20 protein-coding genes are annotated in these 22,009 nt (G+C 65.0%); 8 read left to right on the plus strand and 12 right to left on the minus strand.

Annotated features, from left to right (window positions below; all coding sequences use genetic code 11):
- Window positions 1–85 precede the first annotated feature (85 nt).
- The 4 genes from ACIPZB_RS15045 (at window position 86) to ACIPZB_RS15060 (ending at window position 5,032) form a co-directional block, all read left to right on the plus strand.
- Window positions 86–1,306, plus strand: a complete 1,221-nt coding sequence (locus ACIPZB_RS15045; protein ID WP_400641113.1) for a putative DNA modification/repair radical SAM protein — start codon at window positions 86–88, stop codon at window positions 1,304–1,306.
- Window positions 1,297–2,136, plus strand: a complete 840-nt coding sequence (locus tag ACIPZB_RS15050; RefSeq protein ID WP_400641115.1) for a TIGR03915 family putative DNA repair protein — start codon at window positions 1,297–1,299, stop codon at window positions 2,134–2,136. The genes ACIPZB_RS15045 and ACIPZB_RS15050 overlap by 10 nt, the downstream gene beginning before the upstream one ends.
- A gap of 128 nt (window positions 2,137–2,264) precedes the next feature.
- Entirely contained in the window at window positions 2,265–4,433 is a 2,169-nt protein-coding gene (locus tag ACIPZB_RS15055; protein ID WP_400641117.1) for a TonB-dependent siderophore receptor, read from the plus strand.
- A 95-nt stretch (window positions 4,434–4,528) separates the two neighbouring features.
- The gene (locus ACIPZB_RS15060; RefSeq protein ID WP_400641119.1) at window positions 4,529–5,032 is read left to right on the plus strand and encodes a GNAT family N-acetyltransferase; all 504 of its coding nucleotides are present in this window, start codon (window positions 4,529–4,531) and stop codon (window positions 5,030–5,032) included.
- Between the two features lie 160 nt (window positions 5,033–5,192).
- Here ACIPZB_RS15060 and ACIPZB_RS15065 read toward each other — a convergent pair whose 3' ends face one another.
- The 3 genes from ACIPZB_RS15065 to ACIPZB_RS15075 all read right to left on the minus strand — a co-directional run bounded on the left by ACIPZB_RS15065 (window position 5,193) and on the right by ACIPZB_RS15075 (window position 7,875).
- Complete coding sequence (locus tag ACIPZB_RS15065; RefSeq protein WP_400641121.1) at window positions 5,193–6,164, minus strand: biotin-dependent carboxyltransferase family protein; 972 nt, start codon at window positions 6,162–6,164, stop codon at window positions 5,193–5,195.
- Entirely contained in the window at window positions 6,161–7,048 is an 888-nt protein-coding gene (locus tag ACIPZB_RS15070) for an allophanate hydrolase subunit 1 (RefSeq protein ID WP_400641123.1), read from the minus strand. The genes ACIPZB_RS15065 and ACIPZB_RS15070 overlap by 4 nt, the downstream gene beginning before the upstream one ends.
- A 68-nt stretch (window positions 7,049–7,116) precedes the next feature.
- Entirely contained in the window at window positions 7,117–7,875 is a 759-nt protein-coding gene (locus ACIPZB_RS15075) for a 5-oxoprolinase subunit PxpA (RefSeq protein ID WP_400641125.1), read from the minus strand.
- Between the two features lie 117 nt (window positions 7,876–7,992).
- Here ACIPZB_RS15075 and ACIPZB_RS15080 point away from each other — a divergent pair, with 117 nt between their 5' ends.
- The 4 genes from ACIPZB_RS15080 to ACIPZB_RS15095 all read left to right on the plus strand — a co-directional run bounded on the left by ACIPZB_RS15080 (window position 7,993) and on the right by ACIPZB_RS15095 (window position 13,083).
- On the plus strand, window positions 7,993–8,910 hold the full coding sequence (locus tag ACIPZB_RS15080) for a LysR family transcriptional regulator (protein ID WP_400641127.1): 918 nt from the start codon (window positions 7,993–7,995) through the stop codon (window positions 8,908–8,910).
- A gap of 83 nt (window positions 8,911–8,993) precedes the next feature.
- On the plus strand, window positions 8,994–9,884 hold the full coding sequence (gene yddG, locus ACIPZB_RS15085) for an aromatic amino acid DMT transporter YddG (protein ID WP_400641128.1): 891 nt from the start codon (window positions 8,994–8,996) through the stop codon (window positions 9,882–9,884).
- Window positions 9,885–10,220: 336 nt separating this feature from the next.
- Window positions 10,221–12,287 carry a maltose alpha-D-glucosyltransferase gene (gene treS / locus ACIPZB_RS15090; protein ID WP_400641130.1) on the plus strand — a complete coding sequence of 689 codons (2,067 nt, stop codon included), beginning with the start codon at window positions 10,221–10,223 and terminating at the stop codon, window positions 12,285–12,287.
- Window positions 12,288–12,453: 166 nt separating this feature from the next.
- Window positions 12,454–13,083, plus strand: coding sequence for a riboflavin synthase subunit alpha (locus ACIPZB_RS15095; RefSeq protein ID WP_400641132.1), 630 nt, complete (start codon window positions 12,454–12,456; stop codon window positions 13,081–13,083).
- A gap of 98 nt (window positions 13,084–13,181) precedes the next feature.
- On the opposite strand, the gene ACIPZB_RS15100 is transcribed toward ACIPZB_RS15095, so the two are convergent.
- The 9 genes from ACIPZB_RS15100 to ACIPZB_RS15140 form a co-directional block, all read right to left on the minus strand.
- The gene (locus ACIPZB_RS15100; protein WP_400641134.1) at window positions 13,182–13,886 is read right to left on the minus strand and encodes an SDR family oxidoreductase; all 705 of its coding nucleotides are present in this window, start codon (window positions 13,884–13,886) and stop codon (window positions 13,182–13,184) included.
- 84 nt (window positions 13,887–13,970) lie between these two features.
- Window positions 13,971–14,876, minus strand: a complete 906-nt coding sequence (locus tag ACIPZB_RS15105) for a LysR substrate-binding domain-containing protein (RefSeq protein WP_400641136.1) — start codon at window positions 14,874–14,876, stop codon at window positions 13,971–13,973.
- A 33-nt stretch (window positions 14,877–14,909) separates the two neighbouring features.
- Entirely contained in the window at window positions 14,910–16,412 is a 1,503-nt protein-coding gene (proP, locus tag ACIPZB_RS15110) for a glycine betaine/L-proline transporter ProP (RefSeq protein ID WP_400641137.1), read from the minus strand.
- An 88-nt stretch (window positions 16,413–16,500) separates the two neighbouring features.
- Window positions 16,501–17,475 carry a porphobilinogen synthase gene (hemB, locus tag ACIPZB_RS15115; RefSeq protein WP_400641139.1) on the minus strand — a complete coding sequence of 325 codons (975 nt, stop codon included), beginning with the start codon at window positions 17,473–17,475 and terminating at the stop codon, window positions 16,501–16,503.
- Between the two features lie 228 nt (window positions 17,476–17,703).
- Entirely contained in the window at window positions 17,704–18,534 is an 831-nt protein-coding gene (locus ACIPZB_RS15120) for a substrate-binding periplasmic protein (RefSeq protein ID WP_400641141.1), read from the minus strand.
- A gap of 33 nt (window positions 18,535–18,567) precedes the next feature.
- Window positions 18,568–19,236, minus strand: coding sequence for an amino acid ABC transporter permease (locus ACIPZB_RS15125; protein WP_400641143.1), 669 nt, complete (start codon window positions 19,234–19,236; stop codon window positions 18,568–18,570).
- The gene (locus tag ACIPZB_RS15130; protein WP_400641145.1) at window positions 19,233–19,874 is read right to left on the minus strand and encodes an amino acid ABC transporter permease; all 642 of its coding nucleotides are present in this window, start codon (window positions 19,872–19,874) and stop codon (window positions 19,233–19,235) included. The genes ACIPZB_RS15125 and ACIPZB_RS15130 overlap by 4 nt, the downstream gene beginning before the upstream one ends.
- Entirely contained in the window at window positions 19,874–20,674 is an 801-nt protein-coding gene (locus tag ACIPZB_RS15135) for an amino acid ABC transporter ATP-binding protein (RefSeq protein ID WP_400641147.1), read from the minus strand. The genes ACIPZB_RS15130 and ACIPZB_RS15135 overlap by 1 nt, the downstream gene beginning before the upstream one ends.
- 14 nt (window positions 20,675–20,688) lie before the next feature.
- On the minus strand, window positions 20,689–21,981 hold the full coding sequence (locus ACIPZB_RS15140) for a M24 family metallopeptidase (RefSeq protein WP_400641149.1): 1,293 nt from the start codon (window positions 21,979–21,981) through the stop codon (window positions 20,689–20,691).
- Between the last annotated feature and the right edge of the window lie 28 nt (window positions 21,982–22,009).

Below are 22,009 nucleotides of genomic sequence, written 5' to 3' on the forward strand. Positions count from 1 at the left end.
CGCAGCCACCGCCCGTCTCTCCCCCTCTTGCAATCAGCCGGCTCACAAAATACTGTATGAATAATCAGTATGACGAGATCGGCCCATGCAACTCATCGCCAAGCTAGGCATCCTCGCCGACGCCGCCAAGTACGACGCCTCCTGCGCCAGCAGCGGCGCCCCCAAGCGCAGCTCGCGCGGCAGCGACAGCCTGGGCGCCACCGACGGCATGGGCATCTGCCACAGCTACACCCCGGATGGTCGTTGCGTGTCCTTGCTCAAGGTGCTGCTTACCAACTTCTGCCTGTACGACTGCCAGTACTGCGTCAACCGCCGCTCCAGCAACGTGCCCCGGGCGCGCTTCACGCCTGAGGAAGTGGTGCACCTCACCCTCGACTTCTACCGGCGCAACTGCATCAGCGGGCTGTTCTTGAGCTCGGGCATCATCCGCTCGGCCGACTACACCATGGAGCAGCTGATTCGCGTCGCCCGCTTGCTACGTGAGGAACACAACTTCCGCGGCTATATCCACCTCAAGACCATCCCCGATGCCGACCCGCTGCTGATCGAAGAAGCCGGACGCCTGGCCGATCGCCTCAGCGTCAACATCGAGCTGCCCACCGAAGCCAGCCTCAAGCGCCTGGCCCCGGAGAAGCACGCGCACACCATTCGCCAGGCCATGGGTGTGATCCACCAGGGACAGCAGGCCGTGGCCAACGAGCCGAAGGCGCCGCGCTTCACCCCGGCCGGGCAAAGCACCCAGGTGATCGTCGGTGCCGACGCCACCGACGACAGCACCCTGCTGCGCAACGCCGAATCGCTGTACCAGGGCTACGGCCTCAAGCGCGTGTATTACTCGGCCTTCAGCCCGATCCCCGACAGCCCCGGCAGTGTGCCGTTGGCCGCCCCGCCGCTGCTGCGCGAGCACCGGCTGTACCAGGCCGATTTCCTCTTGCGCGGCTACGGCTATAGCGCTGGCGAGCTGCTGAACCAGGGCAGCAACCTGGCCCTGGACATCGACCCCAAGCTGGCCTGGGCCTTGGCCAACCGCGAGGTGTTTCCGCTGGATGTGAACCGTGCCGAACCGGCCTTGCTGGCGCGTATTCCCGGCATCGGCCTGCGCAGCGTGCAGCGCCTGGTGGCGTTGCGCCGCGAACGGCGCGTGCGTTACGACGACTTGATCCAGTTGCGTTGCGTACTGGAAAAGGCCAGGCCGTTCATCGTCACCAGCGACTACCGCCCGGCCCAGGCAGAGCTGCGCAGCGGCCTGTTGCGTGCCCGTCTGCGCGAGCCGCAAGCCCCTGTGCAGATGGGGTTGTGGGGATGATCGCGCTCGATTGCGGCGAGCGTTTCGACACCTGGCGGGAGCAGGCGCGCAAGTTGCTCGGGCACGGCATCGATCCGGCTGCAGTGACCTGGGCACAAGGCCCGATCGCTGACCTGCTGGCCCTACCGGCAGCGCTACCCGAGGGCTCCGGCCCTTTTCGCGCCAAGGTGCCGGCAGCGCTGTTGCCCCTGCTGGAACAAGCGGCCCGCTACCGCGGTGAGCAACGCTGGAACCTGCTCTACGAAGTGCTCTGGCGTGTGGCCCATGGCGACCGCACGGCCATGCTCGCCGGTGACCGCCTGGGCAGCGAGCTGCACCGGCGCATCAAGCAGGTCAGCCGCGAAGCGCACCACCTGCATGCCTTCGTACGCTTCGTACCCTTGCCTTCTGCACTGGCCGAGCAGCTGCAGCTGGACCTGGTGGCCTACCACGACCCCGCGCACGACATTCTGGACAGTGCCAGCGCGCATTTCGCCGACCGCCTGGGGCGCCAGCGCTGGCTGATCGCGACCCCTGTGGACGGCATTCGCTTCGACGGCGAGGGGTTCGACTATCGGCGCCAGTGCCCGCAAGCGTGGCGGCAATGGGCACGCAACGCCGAAGACTCAGGTGCGGAACTGTGGCGCACCTACTATCGCCACACCTTCAACCCGGCACGGCTCAACCCCGATGCCCTGCGCCTGCACATGCCCGGGCGTTTCTGGCGCCATCTGCCGGAAGGCATGCTGATTCCCCAGCTGGAAGGGTTGGCGCGACAGGGCAAGCAACGTGATGGCCAAGCGTTGGAAATCGCGGTTCAACGGGGCAAGAAAATCCTCCCGGGCGAGTGACGCTTGCTGCAAATGTGAAAAATTCGTGATTTTTTGGCATACCACACTTTCAAGGTGCGACGAATCCTGACACACTTATTGCTAATCGTTCTCATAAGCGCTTTCAATAATAGTCAGGAACCTGCCCCATGTCGTCGTACCTTGCGCCCACGCGCTCACTCCCCGCCCGCAGTCTGCTCGCCATGGCCGTGTGCATGGCCATCGTCACGCCGGCCATCGCCGAAGACGAAAAGCCCACCACCCTGGAACTGGGCGCCACCGAGATCAACTCTCACCAGCTCGGCAGCACCACCGAAGGTTCGGCGTCCTACACCACCGGCTCCATGTCTACCGCTACCAAGCTGCCGATGAGCCTGCGTGAAACCCCGCAGGCGGTGACGGTGATCACCCGCCAGCGCATGGACGACCAGGCCATGACCAGCATCAACGATGTGGTCGCCGCCACTCCGGGGCTGTACCTGGACTATTCCAGCGGCCCGGGCCGGCAAACCTACTCGGCGCGTGGCTTCGACATCGACAACCTGATGTATGACGGCATCCCCAGCGGTTATCAGGGCTGGACGGTCGGCGCCCAACCGAACCTGGCAATGTTCGACCGGGTCGAGATCGTGCGCGGCGCCACAGGCCTGGTCACCGGCTCCGGCAACCCGTCGGCGGCAATCAACCTGGTACGCAAGCGCCCGCTGGCGGAGCAGAAGGTCACCCTCACTGGTGCTGCCGGCAGCTGGGACAACTACCGCGGCGAACTCGACGCCTCCAGCCCGCTCAACGACAGCGGCACCGTGCGCGGGCGCGTGGTGGCTTCGTACCGCGACGCCAACAGCTTCGTCGATGACGTGGAAGAAGACCACGGTCTGTTCTACGCCGTGACCGAGGCCGACCTCACCGACGACACCACCCTGACCGTCGGCTTCTCGCACCAGAAGGACAAGACCAACTACTTCTGGGGCGCCATGCCCACGGCGCTGGACGGCCACCACATGGACTTCTCGCGCTCCTACAACCCAGGCACCGACTGGGAGAACAAGGACCAGGAGATCAACACCGTATTCGCCGAGGTGCGCCAGCGCCTGGCCAATGACTGGTCGCTGCAGGTCAACGCCAACTATTCCGAACAGGATGCGGTATTCACCGGCTCCTACCAGTCGCGCTGGGCCGGCCTGCAAGCGCCCCTGTCGCGCACCGTCTACCAGTCCAAGCACCAGGAAAACCAGGCCGGCGTGGACGGTTTCCTCAGCGGCCCGTTCCAGGCCTTCGGCCGTACGCATGAGCTTGTGGTCGGTGCCAGCAAGCGCATCTATGACATGGACACGCGCAACTACAGCCCGTATGACACCAACTGGCCGTTGAACGGCGGCAAGCCCAACTTCGTACACACCGACAACACCCGCGAAGTCACCACCCAGGAAGGCGTGTACCTGACCACCCGCCTGAGCCTCGCGGACCCGCTCAAGCTGATCCTTGGCGGGCGCCTGGACTGGTACGACTACGACAACAAGGAAAGCGCCACTGCCGACTACAAGGTCACGCGAAACGTCACCCGCTATGCCGGCCTGATCTACGACCTCGACGACCATCACTCGGTCTACGTCAGCTACAGCGACATTTTCAACCCGCAGAGCTACAAGGACGCCTCGGGTAGCCCGATCAAGCCGATCGAGGGCAAGAACTATGAAGTTGGGGTCAAGGGCGAATACTTCGACGGCGCGCTCAATGCCAGCATCGCGCTGTTTCGCATCGACCAGGAAAACCGCGCCGTCGCGCAGACCGACCTGAGCGGCTGCAGCGACCCGACCAACTGCTACGTCGCCTCCGGCGAAGTGCGCAGCCAAGGTATCGACCTGGAACTGCAAGGCGCGCTGACGCCGAACTGGCAGGTCGGTGCCGGCTACACCTACGCCCGCGTGCACACCCTCAAGGACGCCGCCAAGCCGGCCAACGAGAACCAGCGCTTCGACACCGACACGCCGGAGCACATGTTCAAGCTGTCGACCACCTACCGCCTGCAGGGCCCGCTGGAAAAAGCCCGCATTGGCGGCAACGTCACCTGGCAGAGCCGCATCTACAATGACTTCACCGTCGCCGACGGCAGCGAGTACCGCCTGGTCCAGGGCTCCTATGCGATCACCAACTTGATGGCCGGCTACCAGGTCAACCAGAACCTCGACCTGCAGCTGAACGCCAACAACGTGTTCGACCGCAAGTACTACTCCGCCGTCGCAGGTTCTGTGGACTATGCCGGCGACACCTGGGGCACCCCACGCAACCTGATGCTGACTGCCAAGTACAGCTTCTGACCGCTATCGCTTGACCGAGCGCAGGGACGCGCTATTTCGTCATGGCATACTGATCGTCGGCCTTCGCCAATCAGTCATCCACCCTGGAAGCCGCCATGCTCATCCGCCCCGAAACCCCCGCCGACTGCTCCGCCATCAGCCGCCTGACCTTGCAGGCCTTCACCAACCACCCACATCACGCCCCCGGCCAGGCGCCTACCGAGCACCTGATCATCGAACGCTTGCGCGGCAATGGCGCACTGACGCTGTCGCTGGTGGCAGAAGATGAGGGTGGGATCGTCGGGCAGGTCAGTGTTTCGCCTGTCAGGATCGATGGGCAAGACCTCGGCTGGTATGGGCTGGGGCCGATTGCTGTAGCGCCGGGCAGGCAGGGGCAAGGGATCGGTGCGGCATTGATGCGCGAGGCGCTGGACGGCATGCGCGAGCAAGGTGCCGCAGGGCTGGTGTTGCTCGGCGAGCCGGACTATTACCAGCGCTTTGGTTTCAAGGCGTATGCGCAGTTGAGTTACCCCGGTGTGCCGCCGGAGTACTTCATGGCGTTGCCTTTTGCAGGGGATGTTCCTGCTGGCAGCGTGGCGTACGACCCAGCCTTTGGCTGAGCCTTCACCGGCCCTATCGCCGGCAAGCCGGCTCCCACAGGGATCTCTGCAAATCTTGAAGGTTGCGCAGTACCTGTGGGAGCCGGCTTGCCGGCGATAGGGCCGGTAAGCCAGGCCACAGGATTTCGTACTGTACCGTACCATGCAGTACAGTACAGACTCAGCCAAACAACTTCGCCAGATACCCCAGCTTCTTCTTGTACGACCGCCGCGCCTCCAGCGCCTGCTCCATGCTCACCGGCAAGAACCGCGCCTGCTGGTTCGGCTGCATCTGCCCGACCAGGTCCAGGTCGGCGCTGATCACCGTGCCGATCATGGCATAGCCCCCACCCGACACCGCATCGCGGTGCAGAATGATGGGTTCGAGCCCCGCCGGCACCTGAATCGAGCCAATCGGGTAGCAGCTGTCGACGATGTTCGACGGATCCGACCCGGCCCCAAATGGCTGCTCGCGCGGCTGGAAACTCAGCGCATCGCCGCCCTTGTAGCGATAACCGATGCGGTCGGCTTCGGACCCGACCGTCCAGGCATCGGTGAAGAAGCTTTGCGCCGCCGCCTCGCTCAGGCGGTGGAAGTACAACCCCGGCACCACCCGCAACACCACTTCCCCACCCAGTGCCTGGCGCAGCGCCATGGGCAGGCTGGCCCCCGCGCGGGTCTTGCCGCTGGGCTGGCCAACCGGCAGCACGTCACCCGTCATCAACTTGCGCCCGTGATAGCCACCGAGTGCGCCCAGCGCGTAGGTCGACCGGCTGCCAAGCACCTCAGGCACATCGATGCCGCCGGCCACCGCCAGGTACGCCCGCGCCCCCGCCCTGGGGAAGCCGAAACGCAGCACCTGCCCTGCCCTCACCGCAAACGCGGTGTACGGGTGCTGCTCACGCCCATCGAGCAGCACCGCCATCTGCGCACCACACACCGCCACCAGGGCATCGTGCTGGAACTCCAGCTCCGGCCCCACCAGCGCGCATTCGAGGCCGGCAGCACCAGGCGCGTTGCCCACCAGATGGTTGGCGGCGCGAAGGGCGTACTGATCGAGTGCGCCGGAAGGCGGAATACCCAGGTGATAGAAGCCTTCGCGGCCAAGGTCCTGCACCGAGGTGGCCAGGCCAGGTTTGAGCACCTTGATCATGCCAACGCCTCCTGCAACGACTTGGGATAGCCGACAGGGTCGGCGAGAAACGCATCCAGGGAAAACTCCACCGGGCGGATACGCAGGTCGAAGCGCCCGTCCTCGACGTCTGTCACCGCCTGGTCGTAGGTACGGCGGTCGATGGGTTTGAACTGCACGATATCGCCCGGGCGGAAGAACACCATGTGGTCCTTCAGGTAGGCCAGGGTCTGCTGCGGGTCGTAGATCGGCGCCGGGGTAACGCCGAACATCTGATAACCGCCCGCGCCCCGCACCGAGTAGATGCAGCCGAAACAGCCGCCATGGCCCAGGGTCAGCTTGGGCGTGTCGGTACGCGGGCGCAGGTACTTGGGCACCTGCAACTGGCGCTCGCGCTCGACCATCTGGAACATGAACGGCAAGCCCGCGACGAAGCCGACCATCGACACGAACCACGGCGCGCCACTGTGCGCGGCAATGAACGCGTCGACATCGGCCAGGCCGTTGACCCGCGCGGCGTACTCCAGGTCGGTGCTCTGCGGGTCTTGATGGCGGTCACGAAACCGCATCAGGGTTTCATGGGTCCAGGGGTCGTTGTACAGCACCGGGATCTCGATGATCCGCGTGCTCAACGAACGCTCGGCCACCGCTTGCGCCTCGGCGCCGCGCACGGCTTCGAGCAGGGCTTCGGGGGCGATACGGTCGGGGTCGAAACGGATCTGGAAGGAGGCGTTGGCCAGGCACACGTCGAGCACGCCCTCCAGCGCCAGGCGCTCGACTGCGCGGGTGACCGCCAACCCCTTGAAGAAGGCTTCCAGCGACATGCTTTCGCTGACCTCGGCGAACAGGTGCTCGTCGGCACCGAAGCTGTAGCGGATCGGGGATGTGGCAAGCGGCTCGGCCATGTCTGCTCCTTTTCTTGGAATCTTTATCGGTATGGCAGGCAAAAACAATGCGGTGCAGCGGATGTCGCCTAACGCGGCGTGCGCACCTTGATGCCAGCGTTGTCCAGCGCCGTGCGCGTGGCCTCGACCAGGTCGAGGGCGCCCGGCGTGTCGCTGTGCAGGCAGATGGAATCGAATTCGATTGCCAGGTCCTGCCCTTCGACAGTCCGCACCACGCCCTCCTGGCATGCCCGCAGCACCCGCTCGGCGACCCGTTGCGGCTCGTAGCCACGCACATTGCGGGTGAACACGATGGAGCCGCTCAGGTCGTACTCGCGGTCCGCGTAGAACTCGCGGACCACCGGCTGGCCGAGTTCCTGGGCGATACGGCAGATCACCGAGCCCGGCATGCAGTACAGCAGCAGCTCGGGCTCGATCACTCGCAGGTTTTCCACCAGCAGCCGCGCGGCCTCTTCATCACGGGCCAGGTGCATGTACAGCGCGCCGTGCGGCTTGATGTGCTGCAGGCTGACGCCCTGGGCACGGGCGATTTCCCGCAGTGCCCCCAGCTGGTAGAGCATGTCGTCGACCAGCTCCTGGGCCGGCGCGTTGATGTGCCGGCGGCCGAAGCCGACCAGGTCACGAAAGCCTGGATGCGCACCCACCGCCACGCCAAGCGCCTTGGCCCGCTCGACCGTGCGGCGCATCGTGCCCGGGTCGCCGGCGTGGAAGCCGGTGGCGATGTTGGCCGAGCTGATGAAGGCCATCAGTTCGTTGTCGACACCATCACCGATGGTCCACGGGCCGAAGCCCTCGCCCATGTCCGAATTGAAATCCACCGCCTGCATGTCTATCTCCTGGTGCTTGTGGCTGCATGAAGGCCACGTTAGATTCTCCCTACCCCCTTGGGAAGATCTATAAACAGATAGGGTGTCTTCGGAAAAACAGATACCCAGGAGTTGCCCGTGTCATTGACCTTGCGCCAGGTTCGCTACTTCGTCGCCACTGCCGAGATCGGCCAGATCTCCCAGGCGGCGATCCACCTCAATATCTCCCAGTCGGCGGTGACCACTGCGATCAAGGAACTGGAGGCGATGCTGGGCGTGCTGCTGTTCCAGCGCTCCCCGCAGGGCATGAACCTGACCGAGGCCGGCCGGCACTTTCTCAACCGCGCCTATGTGATCCTGCGCAGCGTCGACGATGCGCTGAACAGCCCACTGCCGGACGTGCGCGCCAGTGGCCTGCTGCGCCTGGCGGCCAGCTACACGGTGATCGGCTACTTCCTGCCGCACCATTTACAGCGCCTGGAGCACTGGCACCCCGATGTGACCTTGCAGGTGCACGAACAGGAGCGCAGCACCATCGAACAAGGCCTGCTGGACGGCCGCTTCGACATGGCGGTGGTGCTCACCGCCAACCTCACCCACCCGGACATCGTCTCGGAAACCCTGTTCAACTCCGAACGCCGCCTGTGGCTGCCAAGCCATCACCCGCTGTGCGAACGCTCGGCCGTGAGCCTCGCCGATGTCGCCCGTGAGCCCTTCATCCTGCTCACCGTGGACGAGGCCGAACAAAGCGCCATGCGCTACTGGGAGCAGGCCGGTCAACGCCCCAGCGTGCGCGTGCGCACCAGCTCGGTGGAAGCGGTGCGCAGCATGGTCGCCAATGGCAGCGGCGTGGCGATCCTTTCTGACCTGGTGCACCGACCCTGGTCGCTGGAAGGCAAGCGCATCGAAACCGTGACCATCAGCGACCCGGTGACGCCGATGAGCGTGGGTCTGGCCTGGCACCGCGAGCGGGCCTTCAGCCCGGCCATGCAGGCGCTGCGCAACTACTTCCATGATGCGTTCCTGGCGCCGCAGCAACTTTCTGCTCGGCGCTGAACCGATCACGCACCAGGCAGCCCAGTGACCCACGGCAGCCGAGCCTTTAGACTTGCCGATTTTTTCGCCCGAGAGAGCCCGCCATGCGCATCACCAGCCCCTCTGCCGCCACCGCCTGCGGCTTGGCGGCGATCCTTTTGTGGAGCACCGCCAGCGGCCTGATCCGCAGTGTCAGCGAGCACTTCGGCCCGATTGGCGGCGCCGCGCTGATCTACACCCTGGGCGCTGCCCTGTTGGTGATGCTGCTGGGCCGCCCGCGCCTGCGCCACGCCTCGCGCTTCTACCTGTTCAGCGGGTCGGCGCTGTTCATTGCCTACGAGATCTGCCTGTGCCTGGCCCTGGGCTACGCCGTGAGCCGTACACAGGCGATCCAGCTGGTGGTGGTCAATTACTTGTGGCCAAGTCTGACGGTACTGTTGGCGATCTTCATGAACCGCCAGCCGGCGCGCTGGCTGATCGTGCCCGGCACCGCCATTGCCCTGCTGGGCATCCTGTGGGTGGTGAGTACCGATGGACTTTCGCTGGACAGTATCGCCAGCAATGTTGCCTCCAATCCGCTGAGCTACAGCCTGGCGGCGGCCTGTGCGATCACCTTCGCGTTGTACTGCAACGTGACTCGGCGCTATGCCAATGGGCAAAGCCATGTGGTGCTGTTCTTTCTGCTGACTGCTGGCGTGCTGTGGGTCAAGTACCTGTTCAGCAGCGAGGCGCTGCCGCCCTTCTCTTTGCCCCACAGCCTGGAGTTGCTGGCGGCAGCGGTGGGCATGGCGGGTGGGTATGCGCTGTGGAACATCGGCATTCTGCGCGGCAATCTGACTTTGCTGGCGACTGCTTCGTATGCGGCGCCGGTGTTGTCATCGGCATTTGCCGCCGCATGGCTTGGTGCGCAGTTGGGGTTGCAGTTCTGGCAGGGGGCGGTGCTGGTGACTGCGGGATCACTGTTGTGCTGGCAGGCAACGCGGCAGGCCCAGTAAGCCTTCTTCGCGGGACAAGCCCGCCCCTACAGGTTCATCACAATGCTCATGGGCGGTGGAAATGCTCGAAATCCAAAAGCCAGCGCTAATCCCTGTGGGAGCCGGCTTGCCGGTGATGAGGCCAGGGCAGGCAAAAGCGGACTGATGTAGCCTTGTACTGGCTGTTCGGGCCCTATCGCCGGCAAGCCGGCTCCTACAGGGGAAAGCATTGTTTTCAGTGACCGTGGTGTAGCCGTGGGAGATGCTGACTGCCTACAAACTTTCCCCCCAACCGAACATTCCGCCCCCCGCACCGTCATAACTTGAGCCAATGCCGACCCGCAGCGAGGACGCCAAATGACCCAGCCCGACCCGTCATACGTCAAATGGCTCGAAGACCGCTCCATGCTCAAGGCCTCCCAGGAGCGGGCGCGCTTGTACTCCGGCCAGTCACGCCTGTGGCAGAACCCCTACGCCGAAGCCCAGCCACGCCGCGCCACGGAAATCGCCTCGGTGTGGCTGACCGTCTACCCCGACGCGATCATTGCGCCTGAAGGCGACTCGGTGCTGTCTGCCCTGGGTCACGAAGCCTTGTGGAAACGCCTGTCTGACATCGGCGTGCAAGGCATCCACACCGGCCCGATCAAGCAGTCCGGCGGCGTGCGCGGGCGCGATTTCACCCCCAGCGTGGACGGCAACTTCGACCGCATCAGTTTCGACATCGACCCGCTCTACGGCAGCGAGCAGGACCTGGTGCAGATGAGCCGCATGGCCGCCGCGCACAATGCCGTGACCATCGACGACCTGATCCCCTCGCACACCGGCAAGGGCGCCGATTTTCGCCTGGCCGAACTGGCCCATGGCGCCTACCCCGGGCTCTATCACATGGTCGAGATCCGCGAGGAGGACTGGCCGTTGCTGCCCGACGTGCCCCCTGGGCGCGATGCGGTCAACCTGCTGCCGGCCCAGTGCGACCAGCTCAAGGCCCACCACTACATCGTCGGCCAGCTGCAACGGGTGATCTTCTTCGAGCCGGGCGTCAAGGAAACCGACTGGAGCGTGACGGCACCGATCACCGGGGTCGATGGCAAGACCCGGCGCTGGGTCTATCTGCACTACTTCAAGGAAGGCCAGCCGTCGCTCAACTGGCTCGACCCCAGCTTCGCCGCCCAGCAGATGATCATCGGCGACGCCTTGCACGCGCTGGACTGCCTGGGCGCGCGTGGTCTGCGCCTGGATGCCAACGGTTTTCTCGGCGTGGAAACCCGCGCCAGCGCCACAGCCTGGTCGGAGAGCCACCCGCTGTCGATCGTCGGCAACCAGCTGATCGGTGGCATGATCCGCAAGGCCGGCGGCTTCAGTTTCCAGGAGCTGAACCTGACCCTGGACGACATCGCGCAGATGTCCAAGGGCGGCGCCGACCTGTCCTACGACTTCATTACCCGCCCCGCCTACCAGCATGCCCTGCTGACCGGCGACACCGAGTTCCTGCGCCTGATGCTCAAGGAAATGCATGGCTTTGGCATCGACCCGGCGTCGTTGATCCATGCCCTGCAGAATCACGACGAACTGACCGTCGAGCTGGTGCACTTCTGGACCCTGCATGCCCACGACATGTACCTGTACAAGGGCCAGACCCTGCCCGGCGGCATCCTGCGCGAGCACATTCGCGAAGAGATCTACGAGCGGCTGTCCGGCGAACACGCCCCGTACAATCTGCGCTTCGTCACCAACGGCATTGCCTGCACCAGTGCCAGCCTGATCACCGCGGCGCTGGGCATCCGCGACCTGGAGCAGATTGGCGCGGCCGAGATCGAGCAGATCCAGAAGGTGCACCTGCTGCTGGTGATGTACAACGCCATGCAGCCTGGCGTGGTGGCGCTGTCCGGGTGGGACCTGGTCGGTGCCCTGCCGCTGCCTGCCGAGGCGGTGGCCGAGCGCATGCTCGATGGTGATACCCGCTGGATCCACCGCGGCGGCTACGACCTGGCCGGGCTCGAGCCGCAGGCCACTGAATCGGTACGCGGCATGCCGCGTGCCCGCGCGCTGTACGGCAGCCTCGACAGCCAGCTGGAAAACCCCGACTCGTTCGCCAGCAAGGTGAAAAAGCTGCTTGCCGTGCGCCAGGCCTATGGCATCGCCACCAGCCGTCAGGTGCTGGTGCCCGAGGTCAGCAGTGCGGGGTTGCTGGTGATGGTGCATGAGCTGCCGGCCGGGCGCGGCATACAGATCAGTGCGCTGAACTTTGGTCAGGAGGTGATTGCCGAGGAGCTGCTGCTGACCGGGTTTACGCCGGGGACGGTGGTGGACATGGTCCACGAGACGGTCGAGGGGGACCTGACTGAAGATGGGCGCTTGATGATCAACCTGGAGCCTTTCGAGGCGCTGTGTTTGAGGATTGTCAGCAGCAGCGGGCATGTTTGAGACTGTACCGGCCCTATCGCCGGCAAGCCGGCTCCCACAGGTTTTGCAGCGCCGTGGACACTGTGGGAGCCGGCTTGCCGGCGATAGGGCCGGTACAGTCAACTTGCTTTTAAAGCCCCAGGGGCATAGTTTTCCGGGCATTCATTTCCGTGCCCAGGAGCAACCCATGTACACCGGCATCGTCCAGGCCGTGCGCCCTCTTCTCGCTGTGACCACCTACCCGGGCCACAACGAATTCACCGTCGACCTCACCCCCGAGCTGCTCGACGAACTGAAGATCGGCGCCAGCGTCAGTGTCGAAGGCACCTGCCTGTCGGTCACCGAAATCGACGGCACCCAGGTGAAGTTCGACGCCATGACCGCCACCCTGGAGCGCACCAACCTGCGCTTCTTCAAGGCCGGCCAAGGCGTGAACATCGAGCGCTCGGCGAAGATGAACGCCGAAGTCGGCGGCCACCTGATGGCCGGCCACATCGCCACCACCGCCGAAATCGTCGAGCTGTCGATCAAGCAGACCGGTGCCTTCATCACCTTCCGCATGCCGCCGGCATGGGCCAAGTACGTGTTCCCGCGCGGCTTCCTCGGGGTCAATGGCTGCAGCCTGACCGTCGCCGATGTCGACGACACGCTGATCACCATCAACCTGATTCCGGAAACCCTGCGCCAGACCACCTTCGCCCACTACAAGGCCGGCGAGTTGATCAACATCGAAGTGGACCACCAGACCATGGTGCTGGTCGATGTGGTCGAGCGCACCCTGAAAAACACCCTGGCCCGCGAAACGTTGTTGTCCTGAAGGGCCTCATCGCCGGCAAGCCGGCTCCCACAGTGTCCGCAGCACTGCAGAACCCTGTGGGAGCCGGCTTGCCGGCGATAGGGCCAGGACAATCAACCTCAAACGCTGCGGGTAATCCCACCGTCGACCCGGATGTTCTGCCCAGTGATGTACGCCCCACCTTCGCTTGCCAGGAAGGCCACGGTCGCGGCGATTTCCTCGGCAGTGCCATAGCGCTTGAGCGGCACGCTGTCGCGGCGTGCGTCGGTGGCCGGCAGGCTGTCGATCCAGCCCGGCAACACGTTGTTGATACGAATGTTTTCGCCGGCATAGGTGTCTGCGAAGATCTTGCTGAACGACGCCAGCCCCGCGCGGAATACCGCCGAGGTGGGGAACATCTCGCTCGGCTCGAACGCCCAGGCGGTGGAGATGTTGATCACTACCCCGCCCTGCTGGCGTTGCATGATCGGCGTGACCAGGCGGGTCGGGCGAATGACATTGAGCAGGTAAGTCTCCATGCCCTGGTGCCAGTCCTCGTCGCTGATTTCCAGAATCGGTGCACGCGGGCCGTGGCCGGCGCTGTTGACCAGCACGTCGATCCGGCCCCACTGGGCGACCACCGCATCGACCAGGCGCTTGATGTCCTCATTGGACTGGTTGCTGCCGGTCACGCCGATGCCACCCAGCTCCTGGGCCAGTGCCTCGCCCTTGCCGGACGACGACAGAATGCCAACCTTGAAGCCGTCGGCCGCCAGACGCCGGGCGGCTGCCGCGCCCATGCCACTGCCACCGGCGATCACGATTGCTACTTTTTCAACTGCCATGGGGCCCCCTTGTCGAGCTTGGTCTGCATGAATGATGGGTTCAGCCTAGCAGCCGGCGTCGCCCTGCAGGGAGCCAGGCAAGCTTCAATCAGTCGATAGAAAATCTACTGCCTGCTCGATCAGCCAGTCACGAACGGTAGCCAGCGCGGGCGGCTGGTAAGCATTGCGCGGCCACACCAGGTAGAAGGCTTGGTCCAGACGCAACTCGTGGTCGAACGCCAAGGCCAGGCGCCCGGCGGCCAGGTCGCTCTGCACGAAGTAATAGCTGGCCAAGGCCAGGCCCTGGCCAGCAATCGCCGCATCGATCGCCAACGCCGTCTGGTTGAAGCGCACGTTCCGCGCTGCAGGCTGCAGCGGCAGCTGGAACACCTCGCCGATGAAGTCGGGCCAGAAGTTGTGCGCGTCGTGCAGCAAGGTGTAGCGCTGCAGCTGCTGCAGGTCGGCCGGCGCGCCTTGTGCCTGCAACAACGCCGGGCTGCCCACGGCCACGATGCGCTGGGGCAGAAACAGTTCGGTATTGAGCGCCGGGCCGAAGGGCGGGCGCCCGTAGCGCACGGCAAGGTCCACACCCTCCGGGCGAAACTGCGAAAGGCGGTCGGTGGCCAGCACCTGCAGATCGATGCCCGGGTGCTGCTCGGTGAAGGATGCCAGCCTCGGGATCAGCCACTTGGCGGCGAAGGTTGGGGTCACGCTGACGGTGAGTTGTGCGCCATCCGGCCGCAGCGCCTGGGTGGCGCTGGCGATCAGGGCGAAGGCGCTGCGAATGTCGCCGCTGTAGCGCTGGCCGGCCCCCGTCAGGCCAAGCCCTCTGGGCAGGCGGTCGAACAGCTTGAGCCCCAGGTTCGCCTCCAGGGCGCGAATCTGCTGCGCCACCGCCGCCTGGGTCACGCCCAGCTCGTCGGCCGCCAGGCGGAAATTGAGGTGCCGCGCCACCACCTCGAACACCCGCAGGGCATTAAGGGGTGGCAGCGCTGAGAAGCCATCGACCATGAAGTTTATCTACTGAGTTCAGACCCTCATACCTTACTCGATCCGTGGGTGCTGCTGCACCAGCAGCTTGCGCTTGGCCTCAAGCTCGGCGATCTGGGTATCGATGTCCTCGATCTTCTGTTCGATGGTGTCATGGTGCTCCTGCAGCAGTTCGCGGGCCTCTTCGATGTCCGACGCGGCTGGCGCGGCGCCGCGCAGGGGCTTGTTGGCGGTTTCCTTCATGGTCAGGCCGGTGATCAGGCCGATGGCGGCGATCACCATCAGGTAGTAGGCCGGCATGTACAGGTCGCCGGTGGTTTCCACCAGCCAGGCGGCGAGGGTCGGGGTGAGGCCGGCGATCAGCACCGAGATGTTGAAGGCGCTGGCCAGGGCGCTGTAGCGGATATGGGTGGGGAACATCGCCGGCAGGGTCGAGGCCATGACGCCGATGAAGAAGTTCAGCATCACGGCGATGATCAGGAGGCCTGCGAAAATCACCCCGAGCACGCCGCTGTTGATCAGCATGAAGGCCGGAATGGCCAGGGCGAACAGGCCGACGCTGCCGACGATGATGAACGGCCGACGGCCCCACTTGTCGCTGAGCAGGCCGATCACCGGCTGTACGAACAGCATGCCGACCATGATCGCGATGATGATCAGCACGCCGTGGTCTTCGCTGTAGTGCAGGTTGTGCGACAGGTAGCTGGGCATGTACGTGAGCAGCATGTAATAGGTGACGTTGGTGGCGATCACCACCCCGACGCAGGTCACCAGGCTGCGCCAATGCTGGGTCGCAACCTCCTTGAACGACACCTTCGGCCCGGATGCCAGGCCCTCGCGGTCGCCTTGTTCGAGCTTTTCGACGTGCTGCTGGAAGGCTGGCGTCTCTTCCAGCGCATGGCGCAGGTACAGGCCGATGATGCCCAGCGGCAAGGCCAGGAAGAACGGCAGGCGCCAACCCCATTCGAGGAATTTCTCCTCGCCAAGAATGGTGGAAATCAGCACCACCACCCCTGCCCCCAGCACGAACCCGGCAATCGAGCCGAAGTCCAGCCAACTGCCCAAAAAGCCGCGCTTGCGGTCCGGGGCGTACTCGGCGACGAAGATCGAGGCGCCGGTGTACTCCCCGCCCACCGAGAAGCCCTGGGCCATCTTCGCCAACAGCAGTAGGATCGGCGCCCAGATGCCGATCGAGGCATAGGACGGTATCAGGCCGATGGCGAAGGTGCTGAGCGACATGATCACGATGGTGGCGGCAAGGATCTTCTGCCGGCCGAAGCGGTCGCCCAGGGCGCCGAAGAACAGCCCGCCCAACGGACGGATCAGGAAGGGTACCGAAAAGGTCGCCAGCGCAGCGATCATCTGCACGCTGGGGTCGGCGTTGGGGAAGAACACCTTGCCCAAGGCATAGGCGACGAAGCCATAGACGCCGAAGTCGAACCACTCCATGGCGTTGCCCAGTGCAGCGGCGGTGATCGCCTTGCGCATCTTGGCGTCGTCGACGATGGTGATGTCTTGCAAGCCGATTGGCTTGACGGTTTTCTTGCGTGATTTCATCCCAGTGTCCCTGTGGCTGAGCTTCTCTGGCATCAGAACCACAGGGACACTAAATAATTCCACACTCAGCGATTTCTCGCTGCCAGGGTCAGATGCCCTCGCGTGCCAGGTCCATGGCGAAGTAGGTGAGGATCAGGTCGGCACCGGCACGCTTGATCGCGCCAATGCTCTCGCGCACCACCCGGCCTTCGTCGATGGCGCCGGCCAGGCCGCCGAACTTGATCATCGCGTATTCGCCACTGACCTGGTACGCCGCCAGCGGCAGGCGCGAGGCCGCGCGGATGTCGGCGATCACGTCGAGGTAGGCGCCGGCTGGCTTGACCATCAGTACATCGGCCCCTTCCTGCTCGTCGAGCAGCGACTCGCGCACGGCTTCGCGGCGGTTCATCGGGTTCATCTGGTAGGCCTTGCGGTCGCCCTTGAGCGTGGTGCCGCCGGCTTCACGGAACGGGCCGTAGAGCGACGAGGCGAACTTGGTCGAATAGGCCATGATCGCGGTGTCGTGGAAGCCTGCGGCATCCAGTGCGCCACGGATGGCCTGGACCTGGCCGTCCATCGCCGCCGACGGGGCGATGAAGTCGGCACCGGCAGCGGCGGCGATCACCGCCTGCTTGCCGAGGTTGGCCAGGGTGGCGTCGTTGTCCACGCCATGGTCGTGCAGCACGCCGCAATGGCCGTGGCTGGTGTACTCGCAGAAGCAGGTGTCGGACATCACCACCATTTCCGGCACGCTGTCCTTGCAGATGCGCGCCATGCGCGCGACCAGGCCGTTTTCGTTCCAGGTGTCGCTGCCGGAGGCATCGAGGTTGTGGGAAACGCCAAAGGTCATCACCGACTTGATGCCGGCGCGGGCGTAGCGCTCGATTTCCTGGGCGAGCATTTTCTCGGGGATGCGGTTGACCCCCGGCATGCTGGTGATCGGCACGAAGTCATCGATGCCTTCCTCGACGAAGATCGGCAGGATCAGGTCTTCGAGGCGGAATTCCGTCTCCTGGAAGATAGTGCGCAGCGATTCGTTCTGGCGCAGGCGGCGGGGGCGGACGGACGGGAAACGGTTGGACATGACAGCTCCAGGGAATATGGACGGCGTACACCATATGCCTGTTGGGCGCCAGTGAAAAGGGCGGATGAGGAGATTGTCTGTTGCGCTGGGTGCAGTAGGTTTGTTTTGCAGTGGCTGGGCTGGCCCTATCGCCGGCAAGCCGGCTCCCACAGGAACCCCACATTTCTCAAGACCTGTGGTGTACCTGTGGGAGCCGGCTTGCTGGCGATAGGGCCCGTCAGGCCACCCTCACTCCACCAACCGCGGCGCCCCCACCTCTGCCGCCTGTCGGTCCAACCCATGGGCCTCGAGAATCCGGGCAATCTCGCCACTGCCATGCAACGCCTGGATATTGGCATCCAGCGCCTTGCCCAGCTCGACGTTGCTCAGCATGTACGGAATCGCCGTCTGCCCCGGCTGCTCGGTGGCCTTCACCCGCGGATCGGGCGCCGACACCTTGATGCTCGCCCCCTGGTACGCACCCTTCTGCTGCGACACCACCGCCACCGCATGGCTGTCGATGCCCGCCTCGATACGCCCGGACGCCAGGTCCTGGGCCATGGCCACCGGGTTGGGGTAAAGCACCAGGTTGTCACCCAGCACCCGCTTCAGGTCATTGATCCACAGGTAACCCTGCACGGTACCCACGCGCTTGCCCTCAAGCTCCGCGACCGTGGCATAGCCCTGGGGCGAGATGATGCCCATCACGTCCAGGTACAACGGTGCCGAAAGGCCCAGCACCTTGCCGCGCTCGACCGTGCGGTACCAGTCGCCGATCACCACGTCGGCGCGGCGGGTGACCACCGACTGGATCGCCGCCCCCGGATCAAGCACGCTGGCCTTGATCTCCAGGCATTCGCGGGCGGCGATCTGCTGGATGATCTCGCCGTCCACCCCGCCCAAGGTCTTGTCCGGCCCCGGAATGGAATACGGCGGGAACACATAGGCCGCCACCGTCAGTACTCCCGGCGTGAGGGTTTCGAAACTGTGGGTGGGCTTGCACTCGGCCAGGGCCTGGGCACTGCCCACCATCGCGAAGCAGAGGGCCAGGTAACGGTTTAAGCGCTTGATGGGTTTCATGTTTGATTACCTATGCAGTGTCAGGGACAGGGTTCAGGCAGGTGTGTGCTGGCCGGGCGCCAGTCTTCTTTCCAGGGCCGCAACGCCCAGGCTCGCCGGTGCGCATACAGCCGCGTACATCAGGCCGGCCAGCACCAGCACGGGCATGTACTGGAAGGTCGAGGAGCCGATGGCCGAGGCGCGGCTGACGATTTCGGGCAAGGCGATGGTGAAACACAGCGACGAGGCCTGGAACATCATGATCGAGAAGCCCAGCAGCGACGGCAGTGCCACCCGCAGGGCCTGGGGCAGGATCACGTAGCGCAGGGCATCGACACGGTCCAGGCCGATCACTTCGGCGGCTTCGTGCTGGCCACGGGCAACCGCCTCCAGGCCACCCCGGATGATCTCGCTGGTGTAGGCCGCCGTGCAGTAGGCCAGGGCCAGCACCGCCGCCCAGAACGAACTCAGCGTGAGGCTCACCGACGGCAGGCCGAAGTAGAAATACTGCAGCAGGATCAGCGCCGGTGCCCCGCGCCCCAGCTCCACGATCACCAGTGACGGATAGCGCAGCGCCCTGCCCTTGGCACTCACCCCCAGGGCCAGCAACAAGCCCAGTGCCACGCCGAGGGCCAGGCTGATCGCCGTCACTTGCAACGACAGCACGAAGCCTTTCCACAACTCCGGGAACCATTCGGCCCAAAGGGCCAGCAATTCGTTCATTGGCTGATCCTCCGCTGCAAGGTCGCCGACAGCCAGCGCGAAGCCAGCGCCACCGGCACGCTCAGCACCAGGTACACCAACGCCGCGGCGCTGTAGACGCCCAGTCCCTGGAAGGTCTGTTGCGACACCTGGTAGGCCTGGAAGCTGATATCCGACACCCCCAGGGTGGAAGCCACCGCCGAGTCCTTGAGCAGGCCGATGGCATAGGTGGCCGCGGTGGGGATGGAGATGCGCATCAGCTGCGGCAGCACCACGTCGAAGAAGCGCTGCGGCGCCGACAGGTTGAGTACGTGCGCCGCTTCGTACTGGCCATCGGGGATGGCCGCGAAGGCACCGCGATAGACCTCCGCCATCTGCGCGGCGGTGATCAGCCCCAAACCCACCACCGCTGCGACAAACGGCGACAAGGTGAGGTAGCCGCCACCGATGCCGAAGAAGATGAAGAACAGCCAGACAATCGGCGGAATCGAGCGCACGGTCATCACGATGGCGGCCCCCAGTGCCGCCAGCAGCGGCGTGCGGGCCATGCGCAGGGCACACAGCGGAAAGCCCAGCACCACCCCGGCGGCGAAGGCGCACAGGGTCACGCCGAGGGTCCACGGCACGCCCGCCAGCAACATCGACAGAATGTCGTTCATCAGCGGTCCCTCACGGCCTGGAGGAATTTCGCCACCCGCTCATGGCGCGGCTGGCGCATCACCTGGGCGCTGGGGCCGTGCTCGATGATGCGCCCGTCGGCCATCACCACCACCCGGTCGGAGACGGTTTCGGCAAAGTGCATCTCATGGGTGACCACGATCATCGACATGCCCTCGGCGGCCAGCTCCTTCATGACCGCCAGCACCTCCAGGCCCAGCTCGGGGTCGAGCGCCGAGGTGGGTTCGTCGAACAGCATCAGCTCCGGCTCCAGGGCCAACGCCCGGGCAATGGCGATGCGCTGTTGCTGGCCACCGGAGCAGCGCGCCGGATAGTGCCCGGCCTTGGCGGCCAGGCCCACCCGCTCCAGTAGCTGCATCGACCGCGCATCGGCCTCGCGCTGGCTGCGCCCGAGGGTACGCACCTGGGCCAGGCTGACATTGCGCAGCACGGTCATGTGCGGGAACAGGTTGAACGACTGGAACACCATGCCGATGCGCCGGCGCAGTTTCAGCAACTCGGCACGCGGCAACGGCACGGCGGCGTCGATGTCCAGCTCATCCAGGCGGATGCGCCCACGGGTCGGCGGCTCCAGCTGATTGATGCAGCGCAGCAAGGTGCTCTTGCCCGAGCCACTGGGGCCGATGATGGCCACCACCTCGCCCTTGCTCATCTCGAAATTGACGTCGTGCAGCACTTCATAAGGGCCGAACTGCTTGTGGATCGATTCCAGGCGCAGGAAGGACGGCTTGGGTGCGGCCAGCGGGGGTACCTGGCGCAGCGCTATGCTCTTCGGATTCATGGGCTGACCCTCCCTCAAGACCATTGGTCATCGACCAGCGGCGTGCTCGACAGCTTGATCGCGCCATGGGCGGTGATCAGCACCTGCTCCTCAAGCTTCACGCCTTCGCGCCCGCCGCGCTCGCCGATGTAGCTTTCCACCGAGACCACCATGTTTTCCTGGAAAAATCCGTCATAGCCCCACTCGGCGAAGTCCACCGCGTAGGCCACGCTGGGGTATTCGTCGACCAGGCCGACGCCGTGCAGCATCATCATGTAGCGGTTGTGCTCGTACTTGCCGGGCACCGGCCAGCAGCGTTCGGCGAACTCGCGAAACGACAGGCCCGGGCGCAGCAGGTCGAGGTTGTGGCTGATCTGCTGCGAGGCGACGTCGAGCAGTTGGCGCTGGGCGGCGGTCACCGGCTTGCCGGGGCAGACGAAGCTGCGCGAGATGTCCGACAGGTAGCCACCGGGGCCGACCATGTCGGTGTCGAAGCAGACCATTTCCCCGGCTTCGATGACCTTGTCGGTGGCGTCCTGGAACCAGGGGTTGGTGCGCGGCCCGGAACTGAGCAGGCGGCTCTCGGCCCATTCGCCGCCCTGGGCCACGTTGGTGCCGTGGAGGATGCTCCACAACTGGTTCTCGGTGATGCCCGGCCGCAGGCTGGCACGCATGCGGGCGATGGCCAGGTCGCAGACGGCCATCGACACCTGGTGGCTGGCGACCTCTTCGGCCGACTTGATCAGCCGCGCCTGCTCCATCAGCGGCTGTGCGTCGAACAGCTCGATGCCCTTGGCCTTGAGCTTTTCGGCGCCCCACGGGTCGCAACGGTCGACCGCCAGACGGCGGTTGCCACCACTGTGGCGGACCATCAGCTCGGCCACCTCGGCGGCCCACAACGCGGCCTTTTCTTCGACCCGAGGGCCGGCGAGGAAGTACAGCCAGGGCAGCGCCGGGCGGATCTCGTCGATGGTTTCGACGTGTTCGCTGTTGTGCCGGCTGCTGGTGAACTCGAACAGCACCACCGGGCCTTCGGTGGGCACGAACACATAGCGGCTGGGCGAGTGCATCACCCACAGGCCGAGGTTGTTGGTGTCGGTGGCATAGCGGATGTTGATCGGGTCGGCGAGCAGGATGCCGCCATAGTCGTGGGCGCGCAGCTGCTGGCGGATGCGGTCGAGGCGGTAGCGGCGCAAGGCCTTGCGGTCGATGGCGGCCTGGGCGGCGAGCAACTGGCTGTCTACCGGGGCCAGGGCATGCTCGGTAACACTGGAATCGTCACGAAACTGCAGGGATGGCGCAGGGCTCGGTCGGGTACCGATGTGCATGGTTACACTCTCCACTGGATATCGTTGT

Origin of the sequence: Pseudomonas sp. NPDC089396 (assembly GCF_044749545.1) — a bacterium.
GTDB lineage: Bacteria > Pseudomonadota > Gammaproteobacteria > Pseudomonadales > Pseudomonadaceae > Aquipseudomonas.

Bases quoted from the DNA above. Each gene is read 5' to 3' on its own strand.
- proP (WP_400641137.1), bottom strand. From the start codon at position 16,412: ATGAAATCACGCAAGAAAACCGTCAAGCCAATCGGCTTGCAAGACATC.
- ACIPZB_RS15055 (WP_400641117.1), top strand. From the start codon at position 2,265: ATGTCGTCGTACCTTGCGCCCACGCGCTCACTCCCCGCCCGCAGTCTG.
- ACIPZB_RS15045 (WP_400641113.1), top strand. From the start codon at position 86: ATGCAACTCATCGCCAAGCTAGGCATCCTCGCCGACGCCGCCAAGTAC.
- ACIPZB_RS15125 (WP_400641143.1), bottom strand. From the start codon at position 19,236: ATGAACGAATTGCTGGCCCTTTGGGCCGAATGGTTCCCGGAGTTGTGG.
- ACIPZB_RS15100 (WP_400641134.1), bottom strand. From the start codon at position 13,886: ATGGCAGTTGAAAAAGTAGCAATCGTGATCGCCGGTGGCAGTGGCATG.
- ACIPZB_RS15060 (WP_400641119.1), top strand. From the start codon at position 4,529: ATGCTCATCCGCCCCGAAACCCCCGCCGACTGCTCCGCCATCAGCCGC.
- treS (WP_400641130.1), top strand. From the start codon at position 10,221: ATGACCCAGCCCGACCCGTCATACGTCAAATGGCTCGAAGACCGCTCC.
- ACIPZB_RS15070 (WP_400641123.1), bottom strand. From the start codon at position 7,048: ATGGCCGAGCCGCTTGCCACATCCCCGATCCGCTACAGCTTCGGTGCC.
- ACIPZB_RS15140 (WP_400641149.1), bottom strand. From the start codon at position 21,981: ATGCACATCGGTACCCGACCGAGCCCTGCGCCATCCCTGCAGTTTCGT.
- ACIPZB_RS15130 (WP_400641145.1), bottom strand. From the start codon at position 19,874: ATGAACGACATTCTGTCGATGTTGCTGGCGGGCGTGCCGTGGACCCTC.
- ACIPZB_RS15120 (WP_400641141.1), bottom strand. From the start codon at position 18,534: ATGAAACCCATCAAGCGCTTAAACCGTTACCTGGCCCTCTGCTTCGCG.
- ACIPZB_RS15095 (WP_400641132.1), top strand. From the start codon at position 12,454: ATGTACACCGGCATCGTCCAGGCCGTGCGCCCTCTTCTCGCTGTGACC.
- ACIPZB_RS15075 (WP_400641125.1), bottom strand. From the start codon at position 7,875: ATGCAGGCGGTGGATTTCAATTCGGACATGGGCGAGGGCTTCGGCCCG.
- ACIPZB_RS15135 (WP_400641147.1), bottom strand. From the start codon at position 20,674: ATGAATCCGAAGAGCATAGCGCTGCGCCAGGTACCCCCGCTGGCCGCA.
- yddG (WP_400641128.1), top strand. From the start codon at position 8,994: ATGCGCATCACCAGCCCCTCTGCCGCCACCGCCTGCGGCTTGGCGGCG.
- ACIPZB_RS15065 (WP_400641121.1), bottom strand. From the start codon at position 6,164: ATGATCAAGGTGCTCAAACCTGGCCTGGCCACCTCGGTGCAGGACCTT.
- ACIPZB_RS15105 (WP_400641136.1), bottom strand. From the start codon at position 14,876: ATGGTCGATGGCTTCTCAGCGCTGCCACCCCTTAATGCCCTGCGGGTG.
- hemB (WP_400641139.1), bottom strand. From the start codon at position 17,475: ATGTCCAACCGTTTCCCGTCCGTCCGCCCCCGCCGCCTGCGCCAGAAC.